The following is a 26,134-nucleotide window of genomic DNA, read 5'->3' as shown; positions in this document are numbered from 1 at the left end:
GGCGGACGCCGCGCAATCGCCGCCGCAGACCTAGATGGTGCCCTGCGCCGCTGGCATTGACGGCTCCGGTCACGTGCCGCTTGCACATCTGCGTGGGTCCATCATGGATGAGGCATTGCGCGGCATGGGTTTTGGCCCCAATCTGGGGTCCGAAGCCATCCGGCCGCTCCATAGGCGTCTGGACGCAACCGATCCTGCTATCTTCAGGCGCCCGGATGCAGCCGGCCATCCCGACGTCCGCACAAGGAGACACCACGTGACCGTTCACCTCGATCTGGACGCCTACTTCCACCGCATCCGCTGGGGCGGCCACACGCGCCCGACCTACGAGACGCTCGCGCAACTGGTGCGCGCGCACATGCGGTACATCCCGTTCGAGAATCTCGACGTGCTGCTGGGGCGGGGCATCCGGATCGACCTCGAAAGCGTGCAGGACAAGCTCGTGCGCGCGCGTCGCGGCGGCTACTGCTTCGAACATGCGACGCTGTTTGCGGCCGTGCTCGAGCGCCTCGGTTTCCAACCGGTGCGCCATTCGTCGCGCGTGATCCTGTTGTCGCCGCGCGCGGAGGCGCCGCGCACGCACATGTTCCTGACGGTTCCGCTGCCCGAAGGCACCTTTGTCGTCGACCCCGGCTTTGGGGCGCTGGCGCCGCGCGTGCCGGTACCGCTCGTCGACGGCCAGGAAGCCAGCATCGATGGCGAGCGGCACTGGATGGTGCGCGACGAAGGCCGCTGGATACTTCGCGCGCAGGTGCGCAGCGATACGCCGGTCGATGCCTGGGTGACCACGCTCGAAGAGGACTACCCCATCGACTTCGAGATGGCGAACCATTACACGTCCACGTATCCGGCCTCGCCGTTCAAGAACCGCATCCTGATGCGCTCGCTGACCGATGAAGGCCGCGTGACGGTGATGAACCGCGACGCCACCATCTGGCGCGCAGACACGCCGCACCGGTTCGAGCTGGAAGACCGCCGCGCGCTGCGTGGCCTGCTGGTGGAGTATTTCGGCATCGATCTTCCGGAAGTCGAGCACATGCGCGTGCCCGGCATTCCGGAATGGGCCTGAGCTGCCGCCTAGCCGTTGCGGAACAGGAAGCTGTAACCGTTGAGCGCCGGCACGCCACCCAGGTGCGCATACAAGACGCGCGAGCCCGCCGGGATCTCGCCACGGCGGATCAGGTCGATCATGCCCTGCATCGATTTGCCCTCGTACACCGGGTCCGTCAGCATGCCTTCCGCGCGGGCGCACAGGCGGATTGCGTCGAGCGTCTCCTGCGACGGCACGCCGTATTCCGGATACGCGTAGCGTGTGTCGAGCACCACGTCGGCGTCTGTCATGTCGCGGCCGAGGTCGACCTTGTCGGCAGTGTTGCGCGCAATGCGCAGGATCTGCTCGCGCGTCTGCTCCGGCTTGGCCGAGGCATCGATGCCGATCACGCGGTCGGCGCGCCCATCCGCCGCGAAGCCCACCACCATGCCGGCCTGCGTGCTGCCCGTGACCGAGCACACGATGATGTAGTCGAACCGGAAGCCAAGCGCCTTCTCCTGCTCGCGCACTTCCTCCGCAAAGCCAACAAAGCCGAGCCCGCCGAGCGGATGATCTGATGCGCCGGCCGGGATCGCATACGGCTTGCCGCCCGCGCGGCGCACGTCTTCGAGCGCCTGCTCCCAGCTCTGTTTGAACTCGATGCCGAAGCCCGCATCGACGAGGCGCACATCCGCCCCCATGATGCGCGACATCTGGATGTTGCCCACGCGGTCATACACGCTGTCGAACCAGTTCACCCAGTTCTCTTGCACCGTCACGCAGCGCAGGCCGAGGTGCGCGGCCACCGCCGCCACCTGCCGCGTGTGGTTCGACTGGATGCCGCCGATGGTGACCAGCGTGTCGCAACCCTGTGCCAGCGCCTCGGGGATCAGGTATTCCAGCTTGCGCGTCTTGTTGCCGCCGAAGGCGAGGCCGCTGTTGCAGTCTTCCCGCTTGGCGTAGATCTCCACCTTGCCGCCCAGCTGGGCTGACAGGCGCGGCAACGCCTGGATGGGCGTCGGGCCGAACGTGAGCGGATGGCGGGGAAAGCGTTGCAGATTCATGCGCGGACTCCGGTGGAATGGATGCCCCCATGCTAGGGAAGAACGCGAGAAACAGGGTTGTGAAGATTCACGCCATGGCGCATCATGGCACGCAGAATTGGGTACGCTGGTATCTGAAATTGTGTTCAGGCGATCTTTATGGCAACAAAATTGCGTGCAGGACCGAAAGCGGCATCGGGTTCCGCCAAGTCCGCCGCCGCAGTAGCGCCCGAGCTGGATCGCACGGACAAGGCCATCCTGCGCGCCTTGCAGAAAGACGCGTCCATCAGCAACGTCATGCTGGCCAGGCGCGTGAACCTGAGCCCCGCTGCGTGCCTGCGCCGCGTGGAGCGGCTCAAGGCCGCGGGCGTCATCCGTGGGATGGTGGCGCTGCTCGATCCGAAGGCGCTGGGGGCAGGCACGGTGGTACTGATCGGCGTGGTGCTTGACCGCTCCACGCCGGAGTCCTTCGCTGCTTTTGAAAAGGCCGCGCAGACCATCTCCGGCTGCATGGAGTGCCACCTGGTGACGGGGGAGTTCGACTACTTCCTGCTGATCCGCACGCGCGATTCCGAGAGTTTTACGCGGCTGCACGCGGAGCAGCTGCTGTATTTGCCGGGTGTGCGCCAGGTGCGGTCGTTTATGGGGTTGCGGGAGGTGGTGAGCCGGACGGAGGTGGTGGTGTGAGCGCCTGCACCGCCCGTACCCGATTCAGCGTGTGAATCGGCCAACCGGGTGGTCGCTGCCTTGCTGTCCACATCCGGGCAGGCTGCCCCGTGGCCTCGCCACTACCCGCGCATGCGCAGCAGATCGGCGTACGAGATCAGCTTGCGCTTGCCGGGGCTCAGTGCCTTGCGCTTGGGCCGGACCGGCTTCTTGCGTTCGAATTGCGCTGCGGCGCGTGCGTCTTCCTGCGCGTGGATGCTGGCCGCCTTGGTTTCGGCCTTCAGGCGATCGGCCTCCAGCCTCGCAGCCACGCGTTCTTCGCGGGCCACGTCTTGCGCGGCAGACAGGATCTCGGCCCTCAGTTCATCGCGCCGTTGCTTGGCAGCCGCGCGGGCTGCCTGCAGTTGCGCCTTCTTCTGCCGCAGCCATTCCTGCCGGCTCACGGGCGCAGGGCGCGCTTCTGCCGGCACGCTCAGGCGCAGGGCGCGGCTGGCCGCGGCCTTGTCGATGCGCACCGTGCGCCACGGGTTGTGCTTGGTATCACTCATGTCCGTCGCGTGCCTCGACAGTGCATCAGTGGGGATGGATCTCTGGGCATCATCCCGCCAAACCTACCATAGGACTTCGCGTTGCGCTGCCCTCCGCCGTCATGTCATGCGGGCGTCACGCAGCCGCGTCAGGCACCCGAGGTGCGACCCCGGTGCCGAATACGCAACCCAATTGCGCCGCCGTTGGCGCAAAATAGCGGTTTGGGCGCGGCTGCGCCCCCCCTTGCACACCTTGGAGACGGTATGAACAACGTTGCCGAATCGGCCCTTTCGATCGAGAAAAACCCGAACTGTGTTTCGCCGGATGCGCGCGCGAGCCTGCTGGAGAATCCGGCCTTTGGCCGCGTGTTCACAGACCACATGGCCACCATCCGCTACACCGAGGGCAAGGGCTGGCACGATGCCAAGATCGGCGCGCGCGGCCCGATCCCGTGCGATCCGTCCACGCTGGTCCTGCACTACGCGCAGGAAATCTTCGAAGGCATGAAGGCCTACCGGCTGCCGGATGGCGGCGGCGCGCTGTTCCGCCCGGAAGCCAACGCTCGCCGTTTCCAGAACTCGGCCAAGCGCCTGGCGATGCCTTCGCTGCCCGAAGACCTGTTCCTGCAAGCCGTGCGCGAACTGGTGAAGCTCGATCGCGACTGGATTCCGTCGGGCGAGGGCTCGGCGCTGTACCTGCGGCCGTTCATGATCGCGACCGAAGTCGTGCTGGGCGTGAAGCCGTCGGCGGAATACCTGTTCTGCGTGATCGCATGCCCGGTCGGCGCGTACTTCAAGGGCGGCGCATCGGGTGCGGTCACGATCTGGGTGTCGGACAACTACACGCGTGCCGCGCCCGGCGGCACGGGCGATGCGAAGTGCGGCGGCAACTATGCAGCGAGCCTCGTCGCGCAGGCCGAAGCCGCGCGCGAAGGCTGCGACCAGGTGGTCTTCCTCGATGCCGTGGAACGCAAGTGGATCGAGGAACTCGGCGGCATGAACGTGTTCTTCGTGTTTGACGATGGTTCGCTGCAGACGCCGCCGCTCACCGGCACGATCCTGCCGGGCATCACGCGCGATTCGCTGATCACGCTGGCGCGCGGCATGGGCCTGACCGTGCGCGAAGCGCCGTACTCCATCGACCAATGGCAGGCCGACGCCCAGAGCGGCCGCCTGCGCGAAGCCTTCGCCTGCGGCACCGCGGCGGTGGTCACGCCCATCGGCAAGGTCAAGGGCCGCAAGCACAACTTCACGATCGGCAACGGCGGGGCCGGCGAGTTGACGAGCAAGCTGAAGGCCGCGCTGGTCGACCTGCAGAATGGCCGCGCGCCGGACCCGCATGGCTGGATGGATCGTCTGTTCTGAACGGGATGGCGCTGCGCAACGATGACGGAGTCGCTGTCTCTCGATGCCGCTGAGGTGTGGGTCGACACACCCGACGGCCGCCTGTATGCCAAGCAGTGGGGCGACGTCACTGACGACGCAGCCCCGCCGCCCATCGTGCTGCTGCACGATTCGCTCGGCTGTGTCGAACTGTGGCGCGATTTTCCGCAGCGCCTGGCGCTGGCCACCGGACATGCGGTGATTGCGTATGACCGGCTCGGCTTCGGCCGTTCCGATGCGTTTGCCGGCCGGCTTGGCGCCGGCTTCATCGGCGACGAAGCGCGCGGCGGTTTTGCCGCGCTCATCGACCAGCTTGGCGTGCAGCGTTTCATCGTCTTTGGCCACAGCGTGGGCGGCGGCATGGCGGTGTCGGTCGCTGCGGCCTATCCCGATCGTTGCGTGGGGCTGGTCACCGAATCGGCGCAGGCCTTTGTCGAAGAACGCACGTGCGAAGGCATCCGCGTGGCACAGGCGCAATTTGCGGCCCCGGGCCAGATGGCGCGCCTGGAGAAGTATCACGGCGACAAGGCCGAATGGGTGCTGGACGCGTGGGTCAGCACGTGGCTGTCGCCGGCGTTTGCGTCGTGGTGCCTGGACGATGCGCTGCTCGGGGTGCGCTGCCCCGTGCTGGCGCTGCATGGCACGGAAGACGAGTACGGCTCCACCGCGCAGCCCGAGCGCATCGTCACGCTGGCCGGCGCGCCCGCCACACTGAAACTGCTGCCGCGTTGCGGTCATGTGCCGCATCGCGAGCAGGAAGCAGCGGTGCTGGAAGCCGTCAGCAGCTTTCTCGCCGAGCGCGTGTAACGCACGCCATTTCCTGCGCGGTTGCTCTCCTGCGGCGCACCAAAAACGAACGACCGTCAGAAAACCCGCAGTTTCAAGCACCACCGCTTCCCCAGCCGGCATGCGGCCGGCCGGCGGCCTTTTCGTTTGGAAGGCTGTGCCTAGATCCGGACGTTGGAGCGTTCTTCTTGCGCGCCTATAAAACAGGCGTCGGGCACGACCCCGGCGGCGCACGCATGTGTGCACACAAGCCAAGCCATCAAGCGGGGCAACCAGGAGGAAGACAATGGCAACACCCGGCATGGCCGCGTCCCTCGAATGGACCGACGGCAAGCGCTATCTGTGGATGCTCGGCGCACTGACCATCACGCTGCCCATCGTTGCGGCCGTCTCGGCGCTGGCAACGGGGTGGCATCCGCTGTGGTGGGCCGGGCCGTTCATCGTCTTCACGATCATCCCGCTGCTCGATTTCCTGATCGGTGACGACCCGGACAACCCGCCGGAAGACGTCGTCCCGGCGCTGGAGCAGCAGCGCTACTACCGCCGCATCGTCTACCTGGCCACGACCGTGCTCTACGTGAGCTTTGCCGTGGCGATGTGGGTGCTGCGCACGTACGAGCTCACCTGGTACGACTACATCGCGTTCGCGTTTTCGGTGGGTGTGGTGACGGGCATCTCGATCAATACCGCGCACGAGCTGGGTCACAAGACCGACCGCTTCGAGCGCTGGCTGGCGAAGATCACGCTCGCGCCCGTGGCCTACGGGCACTTCTATGTCGAGCACAACCGCGGGCACCACGTGCGCGTGGCGACGCCGGCCGATCCGGCAAGCGCGCGCTATGGCGAATCGTTCTGGGAATTTCTGCCGCGTACGGTGGTGGGCAGCGTCAAATCGGCATGGGCACTGGAGAAACGTCGGCTGGAGCAGCATGGCCACTCGGTGTGGTCGTGGCGTAACGATGTGCTCAACGCCTGGGCGATGACGGCGCTGCTGTGGGGCGTGTGCATCGCGTTCGTGGGCGTCAAGGTGGTGCCGTTCCTGATCATCCAGGCGATCTACGGGGCGTCGTTGCTGGAGGTGGTGAACTACCTGGAGCACTACGGCCTGTGCCGCCAGCAGTTGCCCAGCGGCCGCTACGAGCGGTGCACGCCGCAGCATTCCTGGAACAGCAACCATGTCGTGACGAACCTGTTCCTGTATCAACTGCAGCGGCATGCCGATCACCACGCCAACCCGACGCGCTCATTCCAGGCGCTGCGGCACTTCGAGCATTCGCCGCAACTGCCAGCCGGCTATGCCGCGATGATCCTGATCGCCTATGTGCCGCCGCTGTGGTTCCGGGTGATGAACCCGCGCGTGGTGGCGCACTACAACGGCAACATGTCGCTGGCGAACATCAAGCCGTCGATCCGCGACAAGGTGCTGGCGCAGTATCCGGCACGCGCATAAGCGCCGTCGCGGCGCGCTGGCCGCGCCGCCTCGCAGCGTCTATCCTTTGCAGCAACCGGGCACGCCCCGGCTCGAGAGGGAGGGCGCCATGGACATCCGCGCCGGCGGCATCGTATTCGCATGGACATGCTGCGCGGTGGCCGCGCACGCCGACGACACCTTGCAGAATCGCGGCAACGATCCGTTCTTCCAGATATCGTCTGGCGTGGCCAACTGCCCGGAACCGGCCGGCCCGCGCATCACCGAGGCGGAATGGAAGCGTGATTCCCACCACCGCATCGAGCACGGCAACCATTGCTGGATCGAGGGCCGCTGCCGCCTGCCCAACGCCTTTGCCTACGACGACGAGATTGCCGAGACGGCCAAGCGGCGCCTGCAATGGATATCAGCCAATGTGCCGGGCTGGCGGCAGCACACCACGTTATGGGTGACGGTCTGGCAACGCTGGGTGCTGGTGCAGGGCTGCGTGGCACCGGGGTATTCGCTGGCGCCGTTCATGGCGGCGTTGCGCGAGGTGCCCGATGTCGAGCGCTTCATCAACGAGACGACGGCGCATCCTGGGCGCGGCGTGCCGTATGCGCTGTTCCGAAGCGGGACGCCCGCCTCGGGCAGCGCGAAGGCGCCTGGGCCGCCGCCCGCGAAGCCCTCAGCCGGAAGCGCTATGCAAACCACCCCAGCGCCAGCGCCAGCGCCGCCACGGCCGGCACGGTCTGCACCAGGAGAATCCGGCGGTTGACCGTGATGGCGCCCCAGACGCCCGCCACGGCCACGCACAGCAGCCCGAACACTGCGAACGATGCATTGACGGCCGGGTCCGGCGCCACCAGCCCGATGACCAGCGCCGCCACAAGGAAGCCGTTGTACAGGCCCTGGTTGGACGCCATCGCCGCCGTCTCTGCCGCCTTCTCCGGCGTGATGCCGAACACCTTGGGGCCGCGCGTCTTCCACAGCACCATTTCCAGCACGACGATGTAGACGTGGATCAGCAGGACCACGAGGTAGGCGATCAGGGCAAGCGTTTTCATCATGACGGGCAGTGTGGATGGCGGATCACGCATCATAAAAGGTTGCCCCGATGACTTCTACGGCCGGGCGCTGAAAACTTCATCGTGACGGGCTATCCTGTGCGTTTTCTCTGCACGCGTTTCAAAGAGGAGCCATCGCATGACCGCAACGCAAGGATCCATGATTTCGTTCAAGCGCCCGGACGGGCAGGATGTCCAGGGCTACCTGGCCAAGCCGGCCAAGGCGGAGGGCGCCCCGGGCATCGTCGTCATCCAGGAGTGGTGGGGCCTGAACGACCAGATTCGCGGCGTGGCCGACCGCCTTGCGCGTGCCGGTTACGTGGCGCTGGTGCCCGATCTCTACCGCGGCAAGATGACGGTGGAGGAAGAAGAAGCCCACCACCTGATGACCAACCTCAACTTTGGCGACGCGGCCACGCAGGATGTGCGCGGCGCCGTGCAATACCTCAAGCAGACCTGCGCACGCGTCGGCGTGACGGGCTACTGCATGGGCGGCGCGCTGACGCTCCTGACGCTGAGCAACGTGCCGGAGGCGGACGCCGGCGTGGTGTGGTACGGCTATCCTCCGCTCGAATACATCGACGCCTCGAAGATCAAGGTGCCGGTGCAGGGCCACTGGGGCACGCAGGACACGGCCTTCAAGATCGAAGGCGTCGATGCGTTGGAAAAGAAGCTCGTCGATGCCGGCGTCGATGTCGATTTCCATCGTTATCTCGCGCATCACGCATTCGCCAATGAAACGGCCGTGGGCGAAAACCGCATCGCCATCACGCAATACGACCCGGTGTGGGCGCAACACGCCTGGGACCGCGCGCTGACGTTCTTCGGCCGCACGCTCTGGTAAGCCCACACAGGACGGCGGGTTTGGCGGTACGGCGCGATCACGAAATGCTGCAATTTCGCATGTGGGCTGCGCTGTTGCCGCCGCTATAATTCACGGCGCTGCCGCAACAACGGCAGCTGGGTTTAGCAGCCTATTCTTACCGTATGGCCGGACGGCCGCCTTGTGCGGCTTTTTTACGTCCGTGCTCGCGCACGCTTGTACTTTGGCGGGCCGGGCAGGGGACCTTCGGGTCGCCGGCGTCCTACGGGCCGGTCTGCTAACCCTGTCGTCGGGCCCGCCACCCTCGTTTAGCAGCGACTAGTCGGGCCTTTTGCAATCCGTAGGAGGCTCCATGACTGTTGTATTCAGCGGGCGTCGCCCCGCGTCTTTTCCCTCTCCACCTTGGCTGTGCCCCGCTCCATTGCGATTCGGGAGCCGCCAATGACACTCACCAAACGCCGCGTCTACCTTGATGGTGCGCTGGAAGCGCGAGCCTTCCTCTGCCGAACGCAGGCCTACGTGCTCGAGTTCGGGCAGCATCGGCCACGTCTCTTGCGGCAGCAACTGATGGAGTACACGGGGGGCGCATATCCGCCCGCATTTGCGCGCGGGTTTGTCGACATGATCGGCGCATACGTGTCGCTGGCACTTGAGCGTAGCGATATCGATCCGGCCACGTGGGAATTGATGGCCGAGGTCGAGCGGTTGCCTTAGAAGCCCAGCGGCAGCGCCGCAATCAGCCGCCCAGAATGCGCCGCGCCGCGCGATCCCCCCACCACGCCGCTTCTTCAAAAACCGAATAGCCGGACAGGTCCGCATGCGCGTAGTGGATCGGCCCGGCGCTTTCACGCAAGCGCGCAATGCCGGGTCGGGAGAGGAAGCCGGGTGTGGGAATCGCCATCGCATGGCCGCGTAGCGTCAGGTCGGCCCGGCGGATCTGCGTGCGCAGGCGGATGCCGTACACGGTATCCAGATCGGCCAGCGCGCGATCGAGCAGCGCTTGCGGCGATGCCTTCAGCAGCCATTCACGCGCGGCCTTCGGCGTCATGTCCGACAGCGCCACGTAGGCGGTGAACACGCTCTGCGCAGGCGGCCCGACGCGAATGTCCTGGTGATTGGCCACCACATAACCCAACCCCGTACCGCGATACACCACGTTGTCCCACGCCAGCGGCGTGTCGTCGTGTTCGGGCGGGAAGCCGTCGATGAGCAGGTTGGCAAGCAGCCACGGCGCGGTTTCGGGCCACTCGGCGGCGGGCACATCAAAGCCGTCGACGATGTGTTTGGCAACGTGCAGCGGCATCGCGCTGACCACGTGATCGGCCAGCAGCCGAACGACGCGGCCATCCGCTTGCAGCACATCGGCCAAGACGCGGGCGCCGGCCTCGGTTGTGGTGCCGATGCGCGCGACGCTGCCCGGCAGCAGGCGGCCGGGTTCATTCAGGCCGGCGGCTTCGAACAGCCGCTCCGCCATCCAGTCCAGGCCCTCTGGCCACGTGAGCACGGTGCCTTGTTCGGCATTGCTGGCCATGCCGCCTCGGCTGGCGAAATAGGCAATGCCGGCCCAGGCGGAAACGTGATCGGCGGTGACGCCGTAATCGTCGCGGCAGCAGTAGTCGGCATACCAGTGCAGCGTGGCGGCGCGGTAGCCCTCGCGGTGCAGCCAGTCGCGGAAGGTGAGTGCGTCGAGCGCGCGCCACGCCGGGTCTGCGGACGAGAGCGCGGTCGGCACGACAAAGACGCGGCGGCCGTCGGCGCCGATGGTCTGGCGCAGCCGGTCGATGTGGGCGAAGAACCGTGTGTGCTCGGCGCGTTCCGCTTCGGTAATGCCTTCACGCGGCACGAAACCGTCTTGCCAGCGATTGCCGAGCCACAGGCGTTCATCGGGCGCGTGAACGAGCACGCGTTCGTCGTACGTCGGGCGCAGGGCAAACGGGTCGCGCTCGATCACGCCAAAGTCGGCCAGCATCTCGCGCACGTGCGTCGATTCCATCGACGGCAGCGGCAGGTAATGCGCACCGGTCGGGAAGCGCTGCGTACCGAAGGCGCCGCCAGCGGCATTGCCATAGCGCTCCGGGCCTTCTACGACCACCGCGTCGCGCCGGCCGCTTTTTGCGAGTCGCCAAGCACAGCTCAATCCGCCGATGCCGCTGCCGCAAATGGCAACGCCCACGCGCCGCGTTTCCGATGGTGTCGGCAGCGCGCGCAGGCCGCGCAGCCGATGGCCCGCAGCCTGGCCGGGCATGCGCACGTTGGGCGTGATTTCGGTAAAGGCGCGAAAGCCTGCCCACGAACCGGCACCCGCCGCAGCCACACCGGCCGCAGCTGCACCCACAAGAAAGCTGCGTCGCGTTGCCATCAGCGCAGCACGCCGTGCCAGTCTTCTTCGAAATACCGCACCAGCGATTGGTTGTTCAGCCGGTTCGGTTCCACCTGCGGGTGCGGCATGTCGGGCGCGAAGCTGAACATCTGGTGCGTGGTGTCGGCGTCCAGGAAGCGCGTCGGCACGCGGTACGACGTAGGCGGTTTGAAATCCGCGCGGCCCGGTGCGGCCAGGATGAAGCCCCATTCGCCAAACGACGGCACCAGCGCGTGGTAGGGCCACGTGCGATAGCCGGCTTCCTTCAGCGTCGCATCCACACACCAGTACGAACGCGGCGCGAAATAGGGCGACGTGGCCTGAATGACGACCAGGCCTGTATCCGCCACATGGCGCGACAGCAACCGGTAGAACGGCACCGAATACAGCTTGCCGATGCTGAAGTTGGACGGGTCCGGAAAATCGACGATGGCCACGTCGAACATGTCGGTGGCCGTCTGCATCCATTGCGCTGCATCGGCGTTGACCACGGTCACGCGCGGGTCGCTGAACGCATGCTGATTGAGCGCGACCAGTGCCTCGGCGTGCGAGAACAGGTTCGTCATGCGCGGGTCCAGGTCGACCAGCGTGACGTGCTCGATTTGCGGGTACTTCAGGATCTGCCGCAGCGCGAGGCCGTCGCCGCCGCCCAGCACCAGCACGCGCCGCGCACCGCGCACCGATTCCAGGGCGGGCAGCACCAGCGCTTCGTGATAGCGGTATTCGTCGCGTGAGGAAAACTGCAGGTTGCCGTTGATGTACAGGCGCAGGTCGTCTTTCCAGCGCGTCACCACCAGCCGTTGATACGGCGAGGAAATCGCGTGGATGATCTCGTCGCCGAAGAGCGCGCGTTCCGACCAATGCGTGAGTTTGTCCGATGCGCCAAAGCCCGCAAGCAATGCCGCTGTCACTGCGCCGGCGCGCCACGCCATCGCCGTGCGCATGCGCGCCGTGAGCGCCAGCTCGGTGCGGAAGTGCCACAGGGTCCAGACCGCAATCGCCGTATTGAACAGGCCGAAGAGGAAGCCGGTACGCACCAGCCCCAGGCGCGGCGCCAGCACCAGCGGAAACAACAGCGACACCGCCAGCGCACCGAGGTAGTCGAACGTCAGCACGCGGCTGACGAGATCGGAAAACTTGGCCTGCCGGCGATGCAGCATGCGCATCACCAGCGGGATCTCCATGCCGACCAGCACGCCGATCACCGTGACCAGCGCGTACAGCACCAGCCGGAACGGCGCCGATTCCAGCGCAAACAACGCAAACAGCGCAGCAGCGGACACGCCGCCAAACAGACCGACCAGCAATTCCAGATCGACAAAGCGGGCGAGCAGCGCGTCGTCGGCCACGTAGCGCGAGAGCCATGAGCCGATGCCCATGGCAAACAGATAGGCGCCGATGATGGAAGAGAACTGCAGAATGGAATCGCCCAGCAGATACGAAGCCAATGCCCCGGCAATCAATTCGTACGCCAGCCCGCACGAGGCCACCACGAAGACGGCGAGGACCAGCAGGGCATTGCCGCGGCCGGCTGGCTGCTTGGGTTCGTATGTGGCGTCAGGCTGCGGCGTCGACATGCTGCGAAGATGGAAAATGAACGGGCGTTAACAAACGGCGGATGCCAAGGCGAGCGCGATTGTGCCGCCTTTTTTCCCGGCCTGCGAGCCGACCGGTGCAGGGCCGCATCGGGGGGTACGCAAGCGGCGCATCAGCCGCTATAGTGGCGCCACCCAAGTACTGCACGGCCCCTTTCCATGCCTGACATGACCGCTTCCGTGATCGCCTATGCCTCGCACCTGCTGGCGGGCGCCGTGGTGTTTTCCGGCTTCTTCTTCGTCTACCTGCGCCTGACGCCGTATGACGAGTTCAAGCTGATCCGCGAAGGCAATATCGCCGCGGCGCTGTCGCTGGCCGGGGCGTTGCTCGGCTTCGTGCTGACCATCGCGTCGAGCATCACGCATGCCGATGGCCTGGTGCCGTTCCTGTTCTGGGCGGTGATGGCGTCGGTGGTGCAGCTGATCGTCTTCCTGGTGCTCACGCGTCTGATGCCGGACTACCGGCTGCAGATCGAGCACAACAACATCGCCGCCGGTATGCTGTTTGGCGTGAGCGCGCTGGCCGTTGGCGTGATCAACGCGGCATGCCTGTCGTGACCTTGTCCTGATTGTTCCTGCCCCGCGAATCATCGCGAAGGAGTTTGCTGTGAGCCTGTCCAGTTTCATCAAGAAGCAGTTCATCGACATCCTGCAATGGACGGAAAGCGAAGACGGCGTGCTCGCCTGGCGCTATCCGATGCAGGACATGGAAATCCAGAACGGCGGCACCCTGGTCGTGCGCGACTCGCAGATGGCGATGTTCGTCAACGAAGGCCAGATCGCCGACGTATTCAGCGCGGGCACCTTCAAGCTGACCACGCAGACGCTGCCCGTTCTCACGTATCTCAAGAACTGGGACAAGCTGTTCGAGTCCCCCTTCAAGTCCGACGTCTACTTCTTCAGCACCCGCCAGCAGCTCGGCCGCCGCTGGGGCACGCCGCAGCCCGTGACGGTGCGCGACAAGGATTTCGGCATGATCCGCTTGCGCGCGTTTGGCGTGTACGCCTACCACGTGGCCGACCCGAAGCTGTTCTATCAGCAGGTGAGCGGCACGCGCGACATCTACACCGTGGATGAAGTCGAGGCGCAACTTGCCCCCGTCATCATGGGTGCGATGGCCACGGCGTTTGGCGAATCCGGTGTGCCGTTCCTGGACCTGGCCGCCAACCAGATGCTGATGTCGAACAAGGTGCGCGAGGCGCTGCTGCCGCAGTTCACGCAGTACGGCCTGGCGCTCGACAGCTTCCAGGTGTCCAGCGTCACGCTGCCGGACGAACTGCAGGCCGCGCTGGACCGCCGCATCAGCATGGACATGACCGGCGACATGCAGCGCTTCACGCAATACCAGACGGCCGAATCGCTGCCGCTGGCGGCACGCAACGAGGGCGGCATCGCGGGCACGGGCGCCGGCCTGGCAGCCGGCTTGGCGATGGGCCAGGCGATGGCCGACAGCCTGCGCACGGCGGTGCAGGGCAACGCCGGCGGTGCGGTGGCTCAACCTGCCGCTGCCGCCGCACCCGCGGCTCCTGCAGCGGATGACCCCACCGCGCGCCTGGCCAAGCTCAAGGAACTGCTCGACAAGGGCCTCATCACGCAGGCCGACTTTGACGCCGGCAAGGCTGCTGTGCTCAAGGCGCTGACCGGAGGCTGAGCCCCGGCCCCGCTGATCGGATGACCGGGCGGCATCGCAAGCCGCCCGTTTTTCTGCGCAATCTTTTGCGCAATCGAACGACCTGACCATGTTTCATGCCAACTGCCCGGCGTGTGGCGCGCCGGTGGAACTGAAGTCTGCCGCGGCCGTCATGGCGGTGTGCAGCTTCTGCAAAAGCACGCTCCTGCGCGACGGCGAGACGCTTTCCGACATCGGCAAGATGTCTGCCGTGCTCGAGGACTACGCACGCGTGCAGATCGGCACCACCGGGCGCTACAAGAACAAGGCGTTCACCGTCGTCGGCCGCATCCAGCTGCGCTACGACGCGGGCTTCTGGAACGAGTGGTATGTACTGTTCGACGACGGCACCGACGGCTGGCTGGCCGAAGCGTCCGGGCAGATCACGATGACGTTCGCGCGCGGCACGCCCGCCAATGCGGTCGCCTTCGAGGCGCTGCGTCCGGGGCAGCTGTACGACGCCGAGGGCAAGCAGTACGTGTTGTCCGATGTGCGTGAAGCCGATTGCACCGGGGGCCAGGGCGAATTGCCGTTGCGCGTGGGCGAAGGCTGGCATGCACGCGTGGCCGATGGCCGCAGAGAAGACGCTTTCATCACGCTGGACTACTCCGACGGTACGGCGCCAACGCTCTACGTGGGTGAAGCCACCACGCTCGAGGTGCTCAAGTGCCAGCTTCTGCGCACCGACGCCGAGATCAAGGAAACCGCGGGCCGCGTCCCGGGCAAGCTCACGAATCTCGATTGCCCGCAGTGCGGCACGTCGATCCCGTTCAGCCCCGGCGTGACCGGCCATGTGCTCTGCCCCGGCTGCGGCGCGGCCATCGATGCGGCCACGCCGCGCGGCGACATCATTGCGCGCGCGCGCTCGGTGCCGCAGGTCGCCACCACGCTCGAGCTGGGCGACAAGGCGCTCATCGACGGCCTGCAGTGGCAGGTGATCGGCGTGATGCGTCGCACGGTCGTCGACGGCGGCGGCGAATGGTTTGAATATCTGCTGTACACGCCCAAGCGCGGTTTCAGCTGGATGATCGAAGCCGATGACGGCTGGTTCCGCGCCAACGTGCTCGACCGCTGGCCCACCCAGCGCGACGGCCGCACCGCGGTGCTCGACGGCAAGGTCTACGCCCGCGATGAGGATTACACCTCGCGCGTGACGTATGCCGCTGGCGCCTTCAACTGGCGTGTCCGATCGGGTGACCAGACGCGCGTAGTCGAATACACCGCAGGCGAGGAAAGCCTCGCGGCGGAGAGCGACGCGCATGAGCTGACGTGGTCCAAGAGCACGCCGGTCAGCGCCGCGCAGATCAAGGCGTGGTTCGGCAAGGTGGTCGCCGAGCCCGACAAGGCATCGTCGTCGAACTACATGACGGTGGCGGTGGTCGCGTGCGTGCTGCTTGGTCTGCTGAACCTCGTGCCGTTTTTCATGGCGCCGGGTTCGGTGTTCGGTATCACGTTCTTCGCGGCGCTGCTGTTGCTGGTGCCGGCGTGGCTGGTCGCCAAGATTGGGGGCGGGGAATGAAGAACTGGTTCGTTCTCTATGCCGTGGCCGTGGTGATCGGCGCGACGTATATGGACTGGAAGGCCGGCTTTGCCGCGCCGCGCACGCCGTCGTACGGCAGCAGTAGCACGGGCGGGTCGTCCTATTGGGGCGGTTCTTCGGGCGGTAGCGGCTATGGCGGCGGTTTCAGCGGGGGCCACAAGTGACGCGGACCGACGCAGCGCTGTCTGCGGAGGAGGCCTCCGCCGCCGTGGGCGAGCATCTTCTGCTCGATCTTTACGGCGTGGCACCGGCGCTGCTGCGCGATGCGGCGGCGCTCGAAACCGCGCTGCGCGATGCGGCCGATGCGCTCGGCGCGACCATCCTGCATGCGCACCTGCATCGCTTCGATTCCGTGCGCACGGGTTTGCCCGTCGGCGAGCAGGGCGGCGTGACAGGCGTGTTGCTGCTCGCTGAGTCGCACCTTTCGATTCACACCTGGCCCGAGCACGGCTTTGCCGCCATCGACGCATTCATGTGCGGCACCGGCACGACGCATGCCGCGCGCGCGGTGTTCGAGCGCGCGTTGGCACCGCAACGGGTTGATGTGCGCATCGTTCGTCGCGGGACAGCGCCCGCGTCAAACTGAGTTACACCGGCTGGCCGTCGAATATCACGCGATTGCGCCCCAGCCGTTTGGCCGCCAGCAGGGCGGCATCGGCACGCATGATGAGGTCTGCGGGCGTGCACGCGTTCTTCCCCGGCTCGCAGCTTGCCAGACCCACGCTGATGGTGCAGCGGATGTTGGCTTCTGGCGTGGCGATCTCCAGCGATTCCACCGCGCTGCGAAGTCGTTCGGCAATGCCGGCGGCCTGCAGTGTGGTCGTATCCGGCAGCACCACCAGGAATTCCTCGCCGCCGTAGCGGCCCACCGCGTCGGCGGGGCGCGAATTCACGCGCATGGCGCGTGCGATCTCAACCAGGACGGCATCGCCGGCGGGGTGGCCGTAGGTATCGTTCACGCGCTTGAAGTGGTCCACATCCACCACCAGCAAGGAAAGCGGTTGCCCGTGCAGCATGGCGTGGCCGCATTCGCGCGTGAGCAGCTCCATCGCAGCGCGCCGGTTCCAGATGCTCAGCATCGGGTCGGTCAGGCTCTCGTGGCGTGCCACCTGCAGCTCGGTCAGGATGGAGCGCTGCGTTTCGCTCAGCTCGCGCTCGCGAAAACCCGATTCCACCCAGCTGGCCAGGTCATTGAGCAGTTCCCGCTCGGCCTGTTCAAATGGCCGCGGCTTCTGGTCGATCACGCAGAGCGTACCGACGGCATAGCCGGCCAGATTCTTGACCGGCCGCCCCGCATAGAAGCGGATATGCGGCGCGCCGGTCACGAGCGGGTTGTCGGCAAAGCGCGGGTCGGCCTGGGTGTCGGGAATGACCAGCATCTGCTCTTCGGCCACGGCATGGCCGCAGAACGAGATGTCGCGCGGCGTCTCACGCACGCTCAGGCCGATGCACGATTTGAACCATTGACGCTGGGCGTCGATGAGCGACACGAGCACGATCGGGGCGTCAAACACGCGCTTGGTCGTGCGCGTGACGCGGTCGAACAACTCCTCGTCGGGTGTAGAGAGCAGCAGCATGTCTTGCAGCGAGGCAAGACGTTCGGGTTCGTTCTTCGGGATGGGAGCGGGTTTCATGCGCAAGGGGCGCCGGCCGGGCCGGCGCGCTTGAAACGGGCAATGGAAAAGGAGGAAGGATACGCCACGCGTCGCAGGCTGTGGGCCCGTGTCGGATGATTTAGCGGCCCACCATGTTCTCTGGCCGCACCCACGCATCGAACTGCTCGGGCGTGACATAGCCGAGCGCCAGGGCGGCTTCGCGCAGGCTGGTGCCTTCCTTGTGCGCCTTCTTGGCGATCTGCGCCGATTTGTCGTAGCCGATATGCGGGTTGAGCGCCGTCACCAGCATCAGGGAGCGCTGCACCAGCTCGTCGATACGGTCGCGGTTCGGTTCGATGCCCACGGCGCAGTGGTCATTGAAGCTGCGCATACCGTCGGCCAGCAGGCGCACGCTATGCAGGAAGTTGTAGGCGATCATCGGGCGGAACACGTTCAGCTCGAAGTTGCCCGAGGCGCCACCGACGTTGATGGCGACATCGTTGCCGAACACCTGCGCGCACAGCATCGTCAACGCTTCGCTCTGCGTGGGGTTGACCTTGCCCGGCATGATGGAGGAGCCCGGCTCGTTCTCGGGGATGGAAAGTTCGCCCAGGCCGCTGCGCGGGCCGCTGGCCAACCACCGGACATCGTTGGCGATCTTGGTGAGGCTGGCGGCCAGCGTCTTCAGCGCACCGTGCGCGAATACGAGGCCGTCGGCCGACGCCATGGTCTCGAACTTGTTTGGCGACGTGACGAACGGCAGGCCGGTCAGTTGCGCCAGCTCTTCGGCCACCTGCTCTGCATAGCCGGCCGGCGCGTTCAGGCCGGTACCCACAGCCGTGCCGCCCAGTGCCAGCTCGCACAGGTGCGGCAGCGTGGCGTTCAGGTGCGTTTCGTTGTGCTGCAACTGGGCCACATAACCGGAGAATTCCTGCCCGAGCGTCAGCGGCGTGGCGTCCTGCAGGTGCGTGCGGCCGATCTTGATGATGTCGTCGAAATCCGCCGCCTTCCGGGCGAGCGTTTCACGCAGCGTGCGCAGCGACGGGATCAGGTGATGCGTGATGGCCGTCACGGCGGCCACATGCATTGCGGTCGGGAACACGTCATTCGACGACTGGCTGCGGTTCACGTCATCGTTCGGGTGAACGAGGCGGGCTTCGCCGCGCTCGCCGCCGAGCAGTTCGCTGGCGCGGTTGGCGAGCACCTCGTTCATGTTCATGTTGGTCTGCGTGCCCGAACCGGTTTGCCACACCACGAGGGGAAACTCGTTCGGGTGCTTGCCGGCAATGACTTCGTCGGCAGCGGCAATGATGGCGTTGGCCTTGTCGGCGGGCAGCAGCCCGAGGCGCTGGTTGACGGCCGCGCTGGCACGTTTGATGCGAGCAAGCGCGTCGATCAGTTCGCGCGGCATGCGGTCGCCCGCGATGTCGAAGTTCTGCAGCGAGCGCTGTGTCTGGGCGCCCCACAGGTGATCGGCCGGGACTTCAATCGGGCCAAAGGTGTCGCGTTCGGTTCGGGTGGTCATGGCAAGGAGGAAGGTGACTGGGACGAACGCTCCAGTATAGGCAGGCTCCAGAGCCCTTGTTGGCGACAGGGCGGATGGACGAGGGGTCGCGCCGGCCGGGAACATCGTTTGCGGGCGCATCCCAGGCGCGCCACAATGGCGGTTGCGCCGCACGTACCGACCCGCCCATGTCCACTTCCGTTTCCGTCGACAAGTCGCTTCAACCGCTGCTCTGGCTGGTGGCCATCGGGCTGTTCATGCAGACGCTGGATTCCACCATCGTCAACACGGCGCTGCCCGCCATGGCGCGCAGTCTGTCGGAAAGCCCGCTGAAGATGCAGTCGGTCATCATCGCCTACACGCTGACGACCGCCATGCTGATGCCCGCGTCGGGCTGGCTGGCCGACCGGTTCGGCACGCGCCGCATGTTCTTCGTGGCCATCTTCCTGTTCACGATCGGGTCATTGCTGTGCGCCGAGTCGCGCAGCCTGACCATGCTGATTGCTTCGCGCGTGGTGCAGGGCGTGGGCGGTGCGCTGCTGATGCCGGTCGGGCGGCTGACGGTGCTGCGCGTGGTGCCGCGCGAGCAGTTTCTGCCCGCCATGAGCTTCGTCACGATCCCGGGGCTGATCGGCCCGCTGATCGGCCCGACGCTCGGCGGCTGGCTGGTGCAGGCCGTGTCGTGGCACTGGATCTTCCTCATCAACATACCGGTCGGGGTGGTGGGCGCGCTGGTCACGCTCAAGGTGATGCCGGACGTGCGGGCCGACGACGACAGCCGCTTCGATTGGTCGGGCTACCTGATGCTGGCCTTCGGCATGGCGGCGGTGTCGTTCTCGCTCGACGGGCTGTCGGAGCTGGGCTTCCAGCATGCCACGGTGCTGGTGCTGCTGATCTTCGGGCTGGCGGCGCTCACGGCGTACTGGCTGCACGCTGGGCGTGTGGTGGGGCCGCTGTTTCCGCGCACGCTGTTCGGGATCCCGAGTTTTTCCATCGGCATCCTGGGCAACCTGTTTGCGCGCATCGGCAGCGGCGGCATGCCGTTCCTGATCCCGCTGCTGCTGCAGGTGAGCCTGGGGTATTCGCCGTTGCAGGCGGGCCTGATGATGGTGCCTGTGGCTGCGGCCGGCATGGCGGCCAAGCCCCTGGGTACCTGGGCGATCAAGCATTACGGCTATCGCCGCATGCTGTTTGCCAACACGCTCATGGTCGGCCTGATGATGGCCAGCTTTGCATTGATGACGCCGGACAAGCCGCTGTGGCTGCGCATCGTCCAGCTGGCACTGTTCGGCACGTTCAACTCGATGCAGTTCACCGCCATGAACACGCTCACGCTCAAGGACCTGAACGGGCCGCTGGCGAGCGCGGGCAACAGCATGCTGTCCATGGTGATGATGCTGTCGATGAGCCTCGGGGTGGCGGCGGCGGGCGCGCTGCTCACGGGTTTTACCGATTTCACGGCCGGGCCGGAAGGACACGACACACTGGCCGCTTTCCACAAGACCTTCCTGTGCGTGGGCGTGATGACGGCGGCGGCCGCGTGGATCTTCGCGCAGCTCTCGCGCTTCGAGTCCACGCAGGTGGTCAAGCGGCCCGAGATCGTCGACTGAGGCAGGCCGCCTACTTCTGCCAGTAGCCGCGCATCTTCTTGGTCAGGTCTACCTTGGCGGCGGCGCGGGCTTCGGCTGCCGGATCGGCGCCGGGCTCCGGTTCCGGCCAGGCGCAGGCTTCGAACAGCGGCAGCAGCGCCGGCGGAATGAAGCGCGTGCGCGACGCGTAGATGTGCCGATCGCCATTGGGTGTTTGCTGCGTCACGTAGAAGCGCTGCGGTACGAGGATGTCGAGATGCTCGCGCGCCCGCGTCATCGCCACATAGAGCAGGCGGCGCTCTTCCTCCAGCTCTTCGTGCGAGCCGGCGCCCAGGTCGGCGGGCATGCAGCCGTCCACGGCGTTCAGCACATACACCGCCTTCCATTCCTGGCCCTTCGACGAGTGGATCGTCGACAGGATCAGGTAGTCCTCGTCGCGGTACGGTTCGCCCGATTCATCGCTGGTCAGTTCGGGAGGGTCGAGGGTCATCTCGGTCAGGAAGCGTTCGCGCGTGGCGTACGTGGCGGCCATGCGCGCGAGCTGGTCCAGGTCGCCCTGGCGCACGGCGGCATCGTCGTGCAGGCGTTCCATGTGCGGGGCGTACCACGCGCCGACGGCTTCGAGTTCGCTGGCCCAGGCCAGGCTGTCCTTGGGCGCGCGCAGGGTCTGCATCAGCGCCATGAGCGTGGCCCAGTCGCCGGCGAGGCGTGCGGGCGGTTCGTAGGCCAGGAGCGCGGCAATGGGGTCCACCGCTTCGGCCATCGCATCGAGCACGCGCGCGGCCGTGGCGGGGCCGGCGCCCGGCAGCAGTTGGATCACGCGAAAGCCGGCGATGCGGTTGCGCGGGTTCTCGGCCCAGCGCAGCACCGAGAGCACGTCCTTCACATGCGCCGCCTCCAGAAACTTCAGGCCGCCGTATTTCACGAACGGGATGTTGCGGCGCGTGAGTTCGATCTCGAGCGGCGCGCTGTGGCTCGCGGTGCGGAACAGCACGGCCTGCGATTTCAGCGTCAGCCCGCCTTCCCGGTGACGCAGCACCTGCTCGGCCACGCAGCGCGCCTGTTCGGCCTCGTCGCGCACCGAGATCAGCCGCGGCCGATGCGTCGACGCCCGATCGGTCCAAAGCGTCTTGGCAAAGCGTTCGGTGGCAAAGCGCATCACACCATTGGATGCGTCCAGGATCGGCTGGGTCGAGCGGTAATTGCGCTCCAGCAGCACCGTGCGCGCCGGGCGCGAAAAATGGCGCGGGAAGTCGAGGATGTTGCGCACCGTGGCCGCGCGAAATGCGTAGATCGATTGCGCATCGTCGCCCACCACCGTCACGCCGCGGCCGTCCGGGCGCAGCGCCCGCAGGATGGACGACTGCAGCCGGTTCGTGTCCTGGTATTCGTCGACGAGGATGTGGTCGAAGCGCGCACCGATCTCGGCAGCAAGGTCCGCGTCGGACACCATCGCGTGCCAGTAGAGCAGCAGGTCGTCGTAGTCGAGCACGTGCTGGGCCTGCTTGGCCTCGACATATGCGTCGAAGAGCGTGCGCAGCTGCGCCTCCCACATCGCGCACCACGGAAAGTGGTGTTTGAGCACGGCGTTCAGCGGGCTTTCGGCGTTGATGGCGCGCGAGTAGATGGCCAGGCACGTCTGCTTGAGCGGGAAGCGGCGCTCCTTGGTCGACAGGTTCAGCTCGTGGCGCACGACGTTGAGCAGGTCGGCCGAGTCGCTGCGATCGTGGATGGTGAAATCGGGTGCCAGGCCGACGCGCTCGGCGTATTCGCGCAGCAGGCGCGCGCCGATGCCGTGGAAGGTGCCAGCCCACGGCAGGGTCGTCTGGTAGGAGGCGCCCGCCGCGTTGAGCCCGCCGTTGGTGCGTTCACCGTGCATGGCGCGGGCGAGCAGATGGCCCGCGCGGCTGGAGAACTCGCTCGCCGCCCGGCGCGAGAACGTCAGCAGCAGGATGCGTTGCGGATCCGCCCCGTTGGCCACGAGATGTGCCACGCGCCAGCCGAGCGTGTGGGTCTTGCCCGAGCCTGCACCGGCCAATACGAGCAGCGGGCCGGTCTCTGCCGCGTCTGGCCCCGAAATGCCGAACTCGACCACCTGGCGCTGCTGGTCGTTCAGTTGGGCCAGATAGCCCGGCGTGGCCGGGGCGCTGGTGGTGTCAGGGGCGGGGGAGGCGGCAAGCACGGTGGGGCGTCACAAAAAATAACTGTATGAATATACAGCACTGCGCGCGCCGCCCAGCGAAAGCCCGCGTCAGATGCCCTTGCGCAGCTTCTTCGCCACGTCTTGCGGTGCGGTGTGCTGGTTCACGGCGTCGACCAGCTCGGCCAGGAACCACGGCAGGACGAGCCTGGTCTCGGGATCGCTCACGCCGATGGTCAATGGTGCGCGCGGTGCCTGTTGCGCACGCTGAGCAGGCTGCGCCGGCTGGCTTTGGGCCAGCATCGCCTGCAAATCCGACTCGCGGAAGGTGTGGGGCGATGTGGTCAGCGCCGACGCGCTCGTGGCAGCCGCCATCAGCATCGGGGCCACAGGAAGGTGTTTGACGAGGTTGGCAGGCATTCTGGCCTCCGCAGTAAGAAACGGTTGGAAGGGGGCGGCGAGTGAGCGCCGAGCGCAATCGCCGGCTGCGATGATGCTTCGGTCGGGTACTGCGGTGGCTGACAGTTCCATTGCGGTCAGCGAAGCGTAAAGATCGCGCGCCTTGCGGCCAACGATCAGCTGCCCCGGGGCTGCAGCGCAATCACCGCCATCCCCACCAACGCAATGGCCGCGCCGACGATGTCCCAACGCGTGAGCGTGACGCCATCGACCGCGCGCAGCCAGACCAGCGCCACGGCAATGTACACACCGCCGTAGGCGGCATACGTGCGGCCGGCTGCCGTCGGGTGCAGCGTCAGCAGCCACGCAAACAGCGCCAGCGACGCGGCTGCGGGCAGCAGCCACCACATCGGCTTGCCCTGGCGCAGGACCAGCCATGGCAGGTAGCAGCCGACGATTTCCGCCACGGCGGTGGCGGCAAACAGCACAGCAATGCGAAGCAGTTCCAAAACAAGCCCCGGGGCGATCCGATATCAGACCGCCGATTGTGGCATGGCAGCATGCGCCTGCAGCAGGGCTTCCACCTCGGCTTGCGTGCCGGCATAGGCGCCTGCGCGCGAAGCCGTCAAGGCCGCCGCAGCCGCAGCCTGGCGCAGATGCGTCTGCACGGGCGCGTCGGGGCAGCGCAGCAGGCTGGCGAGCCAGCCGCCCATGGCGGCATCGCCGCATCCGACCGTGTCGACCACCGGCACGGTGAACGCCTCCTGCGCGATGCGGACATCGCCGTGGCCGTGTTGCACCCACACCATGCCCTTCGCGCCGAGCGTGAGCAGGATGTCGGCTTGCGGCGCAAGCGCACGCAGCACGCTGAGCGGATCGGCATGGCTGGGAAACAGCTGGTGCAAATCCTCGTCCGATACCTTGATGACCGACGCAATGGCTGCCATGCGCCGGAGCAGCGGTGCATAGTGCGCAGCGGCCATCGTCACGCGCCAGTTGGGATCGAAGGTGATGCGCGTGCCGTGCGCCGCCAGCGTTTCGGCCAGTGCCACGAGGCGGCTGCCCAGCGGTTCGCGCGCCAGACTGATGCAGCCGAAATGCGCGACCTCCACGGCGGCCTGCCAGCCGGCCGGCAGGGCCTGCACATCGAAATGCAGGTCTGCGCTGTCGTCGCCCACGAAGAAGTAGTGCGGTGGCTGCGTGGAGGTGACCATCGCCAGCAGCGGGGCGCGGTCCACGCGCTGCAGGAAGCGCAGGTCGAGCCCGGCGGCTCGCGAATCGGAGAACAGCGCATCGCCGAATACGTCGTTGCTGATGGCGCCTGCGTAGCCGGTGGGCGCGCCCGGGCGTGCCGCCACCCGCGCGACGTTCCAGCATGCGCCGCCGGGCCGGGCAAGCCACTGGCCGTTGCCTTGATGCAGAAAGTCGGTCAGCGCCTCGCCAAAGACGACGAGGCGGGGCAGCGGTTGGGCGGGCGACGCGGGGGCGGTCATGCAGGCAAGGGCAGGGCAGCGGTTTGTGGAGCGGGCGCGGTGGCCGGCGGCGATGCGCGTCGATACAGCGCGCGGAATGCCGACAGCCGCTGCGCAAGGCGCGCATGGCGCGCGGCGTCGGGCCGATACGTGGCCAGCACGGGCGGCTTGGCGCAGACGGTGGCTTCAATGCCGCCATCGGCCATCCAGCCCAGGCGGGCGGCGCCGAGCGCCCCGCCTGCTTCGCTGCCCACGTGCGTTGTCAGTTCGGTACTGAGCGTGTCGGCCAGCAGTTGCGCCCAGAACGGGCTGCGCGAGCCACCGCCCACAAATGACAGCGATGCGACCTGCGTGCCGGCCGCGCGCAATGCATCCAGGCCGTCGGCCATGCCGAAGGCCACGCCTTCGATCACGGCGTAGCCGAGCGCGGCGCGGTCGCTGGCGTGCGTGAGGTTGTGGAAATGCCCCTGCGCGAGTGCATCGTTGTGCGGCGTGCGCTCGCCCGACAGGTAAGGCAGGAAGAACGGCGCGGATTCGCGCGCGGGTTCGGGCAGCGCGGCAATCTCTTCGAGCAGCGTGGCTTCGTGCACGCTGGTCAGCCGGCAGAACCAGCGCAGGCAGCTTGCGGCGGAAAGCATCACGCTCATCTGGTGCCAGCGTTCGGGCAGCGCGTGACAGAAGGCATGGACGGCCTGTGCGGGGTTGGGGTGGAAGCGGTCGTTGACCACGAAGATCACACCCGACGTGCCCAGCGACAGGAAGCCGTCGCCCGGCTGCGTCGCGCCGATGCCCACGGCGCTGGCCGCGCCGTCGCCACCGCCGCCGGCCACGATGACGTCAGGCGCCAGGCCCCACGCATCGGCCACCTCGGGCAGCAACGTGCCACTGGCGGCGCTGCCTTCCACGAGCCGCGGCATGTGCCGGCGCGACAGCCCCGTCGCGGCCAGCAGTTCGTCAGACCAGGTGCGCCGCGCCACGTCCAGCCACAGCGTGCCGCCGGCATCCGACGGGTCTGACGCGCGCTCGCCCGTCAGGCGCAGGCGCAGATAGTCCTTGGGCAACAGCACGCAGTCGATGGCGTCGAAGACCGCCGGCTCATGACGCGCGCTCCACAGCAGCTTGGGCGCAGTGAACCCGGGCATCGCCAGGTTGCCGGCAATGGCGTGCAGGCTGGGCACGCGGCGTGTCAGCTCGAGACATTCGGCGGTGCTGCGCGTGTCGTTCCACAGGATGGCCGGCCGCAAGACGCGGTTGCGCGCATCGAGCAGCACGGCACCGTGCATCTGGCCCGACAGCCCGATGGCGCGCGTGGCGGCAAACGCACGCGGCGCCACGCTGCGCAATTTGCCGATGGCCGCGCACGTGGCCTGCCACCAGTCGTCAGGCGATTGCTCTGCCCAGCCCACCTGCGGCCGCGACACGGTCAGCGCTTCGCCGGCCGTGCCGACGATGCTGCCCGCTGCGTCCAGCAGCAGCACTTTGACTTCGGAGGTGCCGAGATCGATGCCGAGGTACATGGGGCCGCCGGGTCCGGTTGTG

25 protein-coding genes and 1 pseudogene are annotated in these 26,134 nt (G+C 66.8%); 14 read left to right on the top strand and 12 right to left on the bottom strand.

Features of this window, described 5'->3' with window-relative positions; translation table 11 throughout:
- Nucleotides 1–256 precede the first annotated feature (256 nt).
- Nucleotides 257–1,069, top strand: coding sequence for an arylamine N-acetyltransferase family protein (locus tag KHN96_RS01130; RefSeq protein ID WP_045219722.1), 813 nt, complete (start codon nt 257–259; stop codon nt 1,067–1,069).
- 8 nt (nt 1,070–1,077) lie between these two features.
- On the opposite strand, the gene KHN96_RS01125 is transcribed toward KHN96_RS01130, so the two are convergent.
- Nucleotides 1,078–2,094, bottom strand: coding sequence for a 1-aminocyclopropane-1-carboxylate deaminase (locus KHN96_RS01125; protein WP_045219723.1), 1,017 nt, complete (start codon nt 2,092–2,094; stop codon nt 1,078–1,080).
- A 138-nt stretch (nt 2,095–2,232) separates the two neighbouring features.
- Between KHN96_RS01125 and KHN96_RS01120 the strand changes: the two genes are divergently transcribed.
- Nucleotides 2,233–2,760, top strand: coding sequence for an Lrp/AsnC family transcriptional regulator (locus KHN96_RS01120; RefSeq protein ID WP_062738897.1), 528 nt, complete (start codon nt 2,233–2,235; stop codon nt 2,758–2,760).
- A gap of 101 nt (nt 2,761–2,861) precedes the next feature.
- Here KHN96_RS01120 and KHN96_RS01115 read toward each other — a convergent pair whose 3' ends face one another.
- The gene (locus tag KHN96_RS01115; protein ID WP_045219725.1) at nt 2,862–3,287 is read right to left on the bottom strand and encodes a hypothetical protein; all 426 of its coding nucleotides are present in this window, start codon (nt 3,285–3,287) and stop codon (nt 2,862–2,864) included.
- A 243-nt stretch (nt 3,288–3,530) separates the two neighbouring features.
- On the opposite strand from KHN96_RS01115, the gene KHN96_RS01110 reads away from it, so the two are divergent.
- The 4 genes and pseudogenes from KHN96_RS01110 to KHN96_RS01095 form a co-directional block, all read left to right on the top strand.
- Nucleotides 3,531–4,631, top strand: coding sequence for a branched-chain amino acid aminotransferase (locus KHN96_RS01110; RefSeq protein WP_045219726.1), 1,101 nt, complete (start codon nt 3,531–3,533; stop codon nt 4,629–4,631).
- Nucleotides 4,632–4,652: 21 nt separating this feature from the next.
- Entirely contained in the window at nt 4,653–5,456 is an 804-nt protein-coding gene (locus tag KHN96_RS01105) for an alpha/beta fold hydrolase (RefSeq protein ID WP_062738898.1), read from the top strand.
- Between the two features lie 265 nt (nt 5,457–5,721).
- Nucleotides 5,722–6,885 carry an alkane 1-monooxygenase gene (locus KHN96_RS01100; RefSeq protein WP_045219728.1) on the top strand — a complete coding sequence of 388 codons (1,164 nt, stop codon included), beginning with the start codon at nt 5,722–5,724 and terminating at the stop codon, nt 6,883–6,885.
- An 88-nt stretch (nt 6,886–6,973) separates the two neighbouring features.
- Nucleotides 6,974–7,489: pseudogene (locus KHN96_RS01095) on the top strand (BON domain-containing protein); the annotation flags it as partial.
- A gap of 55 nt (nt 7,490–7,544) precedes the next feature.
- Here the strand turns inward: KHN96_RS01095 and KHN96_RS01090 are convergent.
- Nucleotides 7,545–7,913 (bottom strand): DUF1304 domain-containing protein, encoded by a 369-nt coding sequence (locus KHN96_RS01090; protein ID WP_062738964.1) that lies wholly within the window; start codon nt 7,911–7,913, stop codon nt 7,545–7,547.
- A gap of 136 nt (nt 7,914–8,049) precedes the next feature.
- Here KHN96_RS01090 and KHN96_RS01085 point away from each other — a divergent pair, with 136 nt between their 5' ends.
- Nucleotides 8,050–8,754: a dienelactone hydrolase family protein gene (locus tag KHN96_RS01085; protein ID WP_062738899.1), complete on the top strand. Its 705-nt coding sequence runs from the start codon at nt 8,050–8,052 to the stop codon at nt 8,752–8,754.
- A 420-nt stretch (nt 8,755–9,174) separates the two neighbouring features.
- Nucleotides 9,175–9,447 (top strand): hypothetical protein, encoded by a 273-nt coding sequence (locus tag KHN96_RS01080; RefSeq protein WP_062738900.1) that lies wholly within the window; start codon nt 9,175–9,177, stop codon nt 9,445–9,447.
- Nucleotides 9,448–9,469: 22 nt separating this feature from the next.
- Here KHN96_RS01080 and KHN96_RS01075 read toward each other — a convergent pair whose 3' ends face one another.
- Nucleotides 9,470–11,092, bottom strand: a complete 1,623-nt coding sequence (locus tag KHN96_RS01075; RefSeq protein ID WP_062738901.1) for an NAD(P)-binding protein — start codon at nt 11,090–11,092, stop codon at nt 9,470–9,472.
- On the bottom strand, nt 11,092–12,669 hold the full coding sequence (locus tag KHN96_RS01070; RefSeq protein ID WP_062738902.1) for a polyamine aminopropyltransferase: 1,578 nt from the start codon (nt 12,667–12,669) through the stop codon (nt 11,092–11,094). Before KHN96_RS01070 ends, KHN96_RS01075 begins: the two co-directional genes overlap by 1 nt.
- A 177-nt stretch (nt 12,670–12,846) precedes the next feature.
- On the opposite strand from KHN96_RS01070, the gene KHN96_RS01065 reads away from it, so the two are divergent.
- The 5 genes from KHN96_RS01065 (at nt 12,847) to speD (ending at nt 16,482) form a co-directional block, all read left to right on the top strand.
- Complete coding sequence (locus KHN96_RS01065; protein ID WP_009240530.1) at nt 12,847–13,245, top strand: DUF350 domain-containing protein; 399 nt, start codon at nt 12,847–12,849, stop codon at nt 13,243–13,245.
- 49 nt (nt 13,246–13,294) lie between these two features.
- Nucleotides 13,295–14,338 carry an SPFH domain-containing protein gene (locus KHN96_RS01060; protein ID WP_045219733.1) on the top strand — a complete coding sequence of 348 codons (1,044 nt, stop codon included), beginning with the start codon at nt 13,295–13,297 and terminating at the stop codon, nt 14,336–14,338.
- Nucleotides 14,339–14,426: 88 nt separating this feature from the next.
- Nucleotides 14,427–15,875 carry a DUF4178 domain-containing protein gene (locus tag KHN96_RS01055; protein WP_062738903.1) on the top strand — a complete coding sequence of 483 codons (1,449 nt, stop codon included), beginning with the start codon at nt 14,427–14,429 and terminating at the stop codon, nt 15,873–15,875.
- A complete protein-coding gene (locus KHN96_RS01050; RefSeq protein ID WP_027679205.1) occupies nt 15,872–16,060 on the top strand; it encodes a hypothetical protein in 189 nt (62 codons plus the stop codon). The genes KHN96_RS01055 and KHN96_RS01050 overlap by 4 nt, the downstream gene beginning before the upstream one ends.
- Nucleotides 16,057–16,482 carry an adenosylmethionine decarboxylase gene (gene speD / locus KHN96_RS01045; protein WP_045219735.1) on the top strand — a complete coding sequence of 142 codons (426 nt, stop codon included), beginning with the start codon at nt 16,057–16,059 and terminating at the stop codon, nt 16,480–16,482. The genes KHN96_RS01050 and speD overlap by 4 nt, the downstream gene beginning before the upstream one ends.
- 1 nt (nt 16,483) lies before the next feature.
- Here the strand turns inward: speD and KHN96_RS01040 are convergent, their stop codons facing one another.
- Together KHN96_RS01040 and fumC are read right to left on the bottom strand one after the other, a co-directional pair.
- Nucleotides 16,484–17,530, bottom strand: coding sequence for a sensor domain-containing diguanylate cyclase (locus KHN96_RS01040; RefSeq protein ID WP_062738904.1), 1,047 nt, complete (start codon nt 17,528–17,530; stop codon nt 16,484–16,486).
- Between the two features lie 100 nt (nt 17,531–17,630).
- A complete protein-coding gene (gene fumC, locus KHN96_RS01035; RefSeq protein WP_062738905.1) occupies nt 17,631–19,016 on the bottom strand; it encodes a class II fumarate hydratase in 1,386 nt (461 codons plus the stop codon).
- A 167-nt stretch (nt 19,017–19,183) separates the two neighbouring features.
- Here fumC and mdtD point away from each other — a divergent pair, with 167 nt between their 5' ends.
- Nucleotides 19,184–20,605 carry a multidrug transporter subunit MdtD gene (mdtD, locus tag KHN96_RS01030; protein WP_045220443.1) on the top strand — a complete coding sequence of 474 codons (1,422 nt, stop codon included), beginning with the start codon at nt 19,184–19,186 and terminating at the stop codon, nt 20,603–20,605.
- A 10-nt stretch (nt 20,606–20,615) separates the two neighbouring features.
- Here mdtD and KHN96_RS01025 read toward each other — a convergent pair whose 3' ends face one another.
- The 5 genes from KHN96_RS01025 to xylB form a co-directional block, all read right to left on the bottom strand.
- Nucleotides 20,616–22,766, bottom strand: coding sequence for an ATP-dependent helicase (locus KHN96_RS01025; protein WP_062738906.1), 2,151 nt, complete (start codon nt 22,764–22,766; stop codon nt 20,616–20,618).
- 69 nt (nt 22,767–22,835) lie between these two features.
- Nucleotides 22,836–23,144, bottom strand: coding sequence for a hypothetical protein (locus KHN96_RS01020; RefSeq protein WP_062738907.1), 309 nt, complete (start codon nt 23,142–23,144; stop codon nt 22,836–22,838).
- A 155-nt stretch (nt 23,145–23,299) separates the two neighbouring features.
- A complete protein-coding gene (locus tag KHN96_RS01015; protein ID WP_045219746.1) occupies nt 23,300–23,632 on the bottom strand; it encodes a YnfA family protein in 333 nt (110 codons plus the stop codon).
- A 24-nt stretch (nt 23,633–23,656) separates the two neighbouring features.
- Nucleotides 23,657–24,616, bottom strand: coding sequence for a carbohydrate kinase family protein (locus KHN96_RS01010; protein WP_062738908.1), 960 nt, complete (start codon nt 24,614–24,616; stop codon nt 23,657–23,659).
- Nucleotides 24,613–26,112 carry a xylulokinase gene (xylB, locus tag KHN96_RS01005; protein ID WP_062738909.1) on the bottom strand — a complete coding sequence of 500 codons (1,500 nt, stop codon included), beginning with the start codon at nt 26,110–26,112 and terminating at the stop codon, nt 24,613–24,615. Before xylB ends, KHN96_RS01010 begins: the two co-directional genes overlap by 4 nt.
- Nucleotides 26,113–26,134 lie beyond the last annotated feature (22 nt).

It is taken from the genome of Ralstonia mannitolilytica (genome assembly GCF_905397375.1).
Taxonomy (GTDB): domain Bacteria; phylum Pseudomonadota; class Gammaproteobacteria; order Burkholderiales; family Burkholderiaceae; genus Ralstonia; species Ralstonia mannitolilytica.
The sequence above is the reverse complement of the archived record's forward strand: the minus strand, read 5'-3'. Positions and strand labels throughout refer to the sequence as shown.

What these genes read in the sequence shown, in the direction of transcription:
- xylB (WP_062738909.1), bottom strand. Translation starts at nt 26,112, where the DNA reads ATGTACCTCGGCATCGATCTCGGCACCTCCGAAGTCAAAGTGCTGCTG.
- KHN96_RS01020 (WP_062738907.1), bottom strand. Translation starts at nt 23,144, where the DNA reads ATGCCTGCCAACCTCGTCAAACACCTTCCTGTGGCCCCGATGCTGATG.
- KHN96_RS01085 (WP_062738899.1), top strand. Translation starts at nt 8,050, where the DNA reads ATGACCGCAACGCAAGGATCCATGATTTCGTTCAAGCGCCCGGACGGG.
- KHN96_RS01070 (WP_062738902.1), bottom strand. Translation starts at nt 12,669, where the DNA reads ATGTCGACGCCGCAGCCTGACGCCACATACGAACCCAAGCAGCCAGCC.
- KHN96_RS01050 (WP_027679205.1), top strand. Translation starts at nt 15,872, where the DNA reads ATGAAGAACTGGTTCGTTCTCTATGCCGTGGCCGTGGTGATCGGCGCG.
- KHN96_RS01110 (WP_045219726.1), top strand. Translation starts at nt 3,531, where the DNA reads ATGAACAACGTTGCCGAATCGGCCCTTTCGATCGAGAAAAACCCGAAC.
- fumC (WP_062738905.1), bottom strand. Translation starts at nt 19,016, where the DNA reads ATGACCACCCGAACCGAACGCGACACCTTTGGCCCGATTGAAGTCCCG.
- KHN96_RS01065 (WP_009240530.1), top strand. Translation starts at nt 12,847, where the DNA reads ATGCCTGACATGACCGCTTCCGTGATCGCCTATGCCTCGCACCTGCTG.
- KHN96_RS01010 (WP_062738908.1), bottom strand. Translation starts at nt 24,616, where the DNA reads ATGACCGCCCCCGCGTCGCCCGCCCAACCGCTGCCCCGCCTCGTCGTC.
- KHN96_RS01100 (WP_045219728.1), top strand. Translation starts at nt 5,722, where the DNA reads ATGGCAACACCCGGCATGGCCGCGTCCCTCGAATGGACCGACGGCAAG.
- KHN96_RS01075 (WP_062738901.1), bottom strand. Translation starts at nt 11,092, where the DNA reads ATGGCAACGCGACGCAGCTTTCTTGTGGGTGCAGCTGCGGCCGGTGTG.
- KHN96_RS01080 (WP_062738900.1), top strand. Translation starts at nt 9,175, where the DNA reads ATGACACTCACCAAACGCCGCGTCTACCTTGATGGTGCGCTGGAAGCG.
- KHN96_RS01115 (WP_045219725.1), bottom strand. Translation starts at nt 3,287, where the DNA reads ATGAGTGATACCAAGCACAACCCGTGGCGCACGGTGCGCATCGACAAG.
- KHN96_RS01120 (WP_062738897.1), top strand. Translation starts at nt 2,233, where the DNA reads ATGGCAACAAAATTGCGTGCAGGACCGAAAGCGGCATCGGGTTCCGCC.
- KHN96_RS01040 (WP_062738904.1), bottom strand. Translation starts at nt 17,530, where the DNA reads ATGAAACCCGCTCCCATCCCGAAGAACGAACCCGAACGTCTTGCCTCG.
- KHN96_RS01055 (WP_062738903.1), top strand. Translation starts at nt 14,427, where the DNA reads ATGTTTCATGCCAACTGCCCGGCGTGTGGCGCGCCGGTGGAACTGAAG.
- mdtD (WP_045220443.1), top strand. Translation starts at nt 19,184, where the DNA reads ATGTCCACTTCCGTTTCCGTCGACAAGTCGCTTCAACCGCTGCTCTGG.
- KHN96_RS01105 (WP_062738898.1), top strand. Translation starts at nt 4,653, where the DNA reads ATGACGGAGTCGCTGTCTCTCGATGCCGCTGAGGTGTGGGTCGACACA.
- KHN96_RS01125 (WP_045219723.1), bottom strand. Translation starts at nt 2,094, where the DNA reads ATGAATCTGCAACGCTTTCCCCGCCATCCGCTCACGTTCGGCCCGACG.
- KHN96_RS01090 (WP_062738964.1), bottom strand. Translation starts at nt 7,913, where the DNA reads ATGATGAAAACGCTTGCCCTGATCGCCTACCTCGTGGTCCTGCTGATC.